Here is a 2,537-nt window from a genome sequence, read left to right on the forward strand (position 1 = left end):
CAGACATGCTTGAATGGCGTGAGGACTTGCCGGTTCCCCGTCCAGGCCCCGGCGATGTGGTTATTCGTGTGAATGCAGCTGGAGTGAACAATACGGATATCAACACCCGCATCGGCTGGTATTCCAAGGGCGATGCCGATGCGGATGATGCAGCGTGGAACGGTGCTTCCCTCAAATTTCCGCTTATCCAGGGCGCCGATGTCTGCGGGATTATTGTTGCCGTCGGTGAAGGTGTAGACCCTTCTCGCGTCGGCCAAAGGGTTTTGGTGGAACCAAGCCTTGTCGAAGCCAATGGCAGATCCCTGGACACGCCTTGGTATTTCGGGTCGGAATGCAATGGTGGTTTTGCCCAATTCGCGAGGGTTGCCGCACGCCACGCCCATAAGGTGGACTGCGATCTGAGCGATACGGACCTGGCATCATTCCCCTGTTCCTATTCCACAGCCGAAAACATGCTTGAGCGGGCGCAGGTGAAGGCTGGCGACTCGATCCTCGTCACCGGAGCTTCAGGTGGCGTCGGATCTGCGACAGTCCAGCTCGCCAGGGCGCGCGGTGCTCATGTCACTGCAGTAACAAGTGGGTCGAAAGCTGGAACGCTGAAGCAGATCGGAGCCGAGAGTACCCTGAACCGCGATGCGGACTACGTGGCAGCTCTCGGCAAAAACAGTGTCGACGTGGTGATTGATCTTGTTGCGGGCGACAAGTGGCCGTCACTTCTGGAAATCCTGCGGCCCGGTGGCCGTTACGCAGTTGCAGGCGCGATCGGCGGTCCCATGGTCGAACTCGATGTGCGCACACTTTATCTCAAGGATCTGAGTTTTTTCGGGTGCACAGTACTTGAACCGCAAGTGTTTCCAAATCTTGTGAAGCGGATTGAACAAAAGGAAATCAGACCACTGGTGGCCGAGACTTATTCCCTTCGCGACATTGCCGCTGCGCAAAAGTGCTTTGGCGAAAAAAGCCACATTGGCAAAATTGTTCTTCAAGTGTCGTGAGGAGCTGGTTCGGTTCAAGTCTCGTGTTTCGCGGGCGATCCTGAAATTCATCCTTGCCGGGTCCTCTCGCGCGACGCAAACTCTGCGACTTTCCATCTTGAGGAGGATCAGGCCGAATGACAGACTTTCCTTCTTCCCAGGCGTCCACAAAGTCCTGTCGTGACCTTATCTCGCTTGACCAGATTTCGGCGAGTGAGCTGGAAGAAATCGCCCGACGGGCCATCGTGTTTTCAGGTTTCTGGCAAGATCGCAAAATGCCTAAATCGCTGACAGGCCGCCGGATTGGCCTGATCGCAGACCTTCCCGGTTGGCGCAATCCAACGGCGCTCATGCTGGGAGCAGTGGAAATGGGAGCCAACTGCGTGCCGGTTACCGCGTCGCTGGAGGGGAAGGAAACTCTGGAAGACCTTGCCGGTTATCTGGACAACTGGTTTGACTGTATGGCCATCCGGACACCCAGCCTTGCAAGACTAACTCAATTCACCGATCAGTTCTCCGGCGCCGTCCTGAACTTGCGGACCAATGACAACCATCCCTTTGAAACGCTTGGCGACCTTGCATTCATTCTACACCTCCGGGGCTCATGGGAGGATTTGCATGTCGCGGTTGTGGCACCTTCGGGAAATATTCTTCAGTCCTGGATCGAGGCGACCCGGACGCTTGCCATAAAGGTGACGCAAGTTGCACCTGCAGCGCTTTTTGCCAGGGAAGACGCGAAGACCGGACGCTTCAATTCGACCGAACAACTGGACCCGCTATTCAGCGCAGATGTGATTGTCACGGATTGCTGGCCGCAGCAATTCGGTGAAGACACCGGAATGCTTCTGCATCAGGTGCAAATCACCGCCGATGTGCTTGAAAGGTGCAGGCCGGACGTGATCTTCATCCCCTGCCCTCCCGTGACAAGAGGACACGAAGCAAGCACCGATGCCATGCTCCATCCGCGTTGCCTGGCCCAACCGGCGAAAGCGTTTTTGTTGCATGTTCAAAATGGAGCTGCGAATTCTTCAGCAAGTCTCTGGAAACACTGATTTCCTAATCGCCTCACAGACAAACCGGCTTAAATCCGGCTTCACTTTTTCCTCATCCACCTGGTTCCCGCAGGCGTAGAAGCGTCGACACAGGCACTCGTCAAGATGTTGAATTCAATCGGGAAAACTCATTTCCCGACGCGCTGTTTCCTTGCCTGTGAGACTGTGGAGTGAGTTATGAAACTGATCCAGAAACTTGTGTTTGCCCTTCTTCTCGTGGTGCCGCTGTCGGCCGCAAAAGCAGGTGACAAGGATATTGTCGATACTGCCGTTGGCGCGGGGTCCTTCAACACCCTTGTCGCCGCTGTTCAGGCAGCCGGTCTTGTGGAAACGCTCAAAGGCGACGGCCCGTTCACCGTGTTTGCGCCGACCGATGAGGCGTTTGCAAATCTTCCGGCCGGAACGGTTGAAAATCTCCTGAAGCCTGAAAACAAGGACCAGCTTGTCGCTGTTCTGACGTATCACGTAGTTCCGGGCAAAGTGATGTCCGCTGATATCGCCGGCAAGAAGG

General features: G+C 55.6%; 3 protein-coding genes. All 3 read left to right on the top strand.

Features of this window, described 5'->3' with window-relative positions:
• The coding region (locus K5905_RS31455) for an alcohol dehydrogenase family protein (protein ID WP_297591654.1) at positions 1-995 on the top strand (995 nt) is incomplete at its 5' end.
• Positions 996-1,111: 116 nt separating this feature from the next.
• Positions 1,112-2,026: an ornithine carbamoyltransferase gene (locus K5905_RS31460; RefSeq protein ID WP_297591655.1), complete on the top strand. Its 915-nt coding sequence runs from the start codon at positions 1,112-1,114 to the stop codon at positions 2,024-2,026.
• 177 nt (positions 2,027-2,203) lie between these two features.
• The coding region (locus K5905_RS31465; protein ID WP_297591656.1) for a fasciclin domain-containing protein at positions 2,204-2,537 on the top strand (334 nt) is incomplete at its 3' end.

Source organism: Roseibium sp. (genome assembly GCF_025698965.1).
GTDB lineage: Bacteria > Pseudomonadota > Alphaproteobacteria > Rhizobiales > Stappiaceae > Roseibium.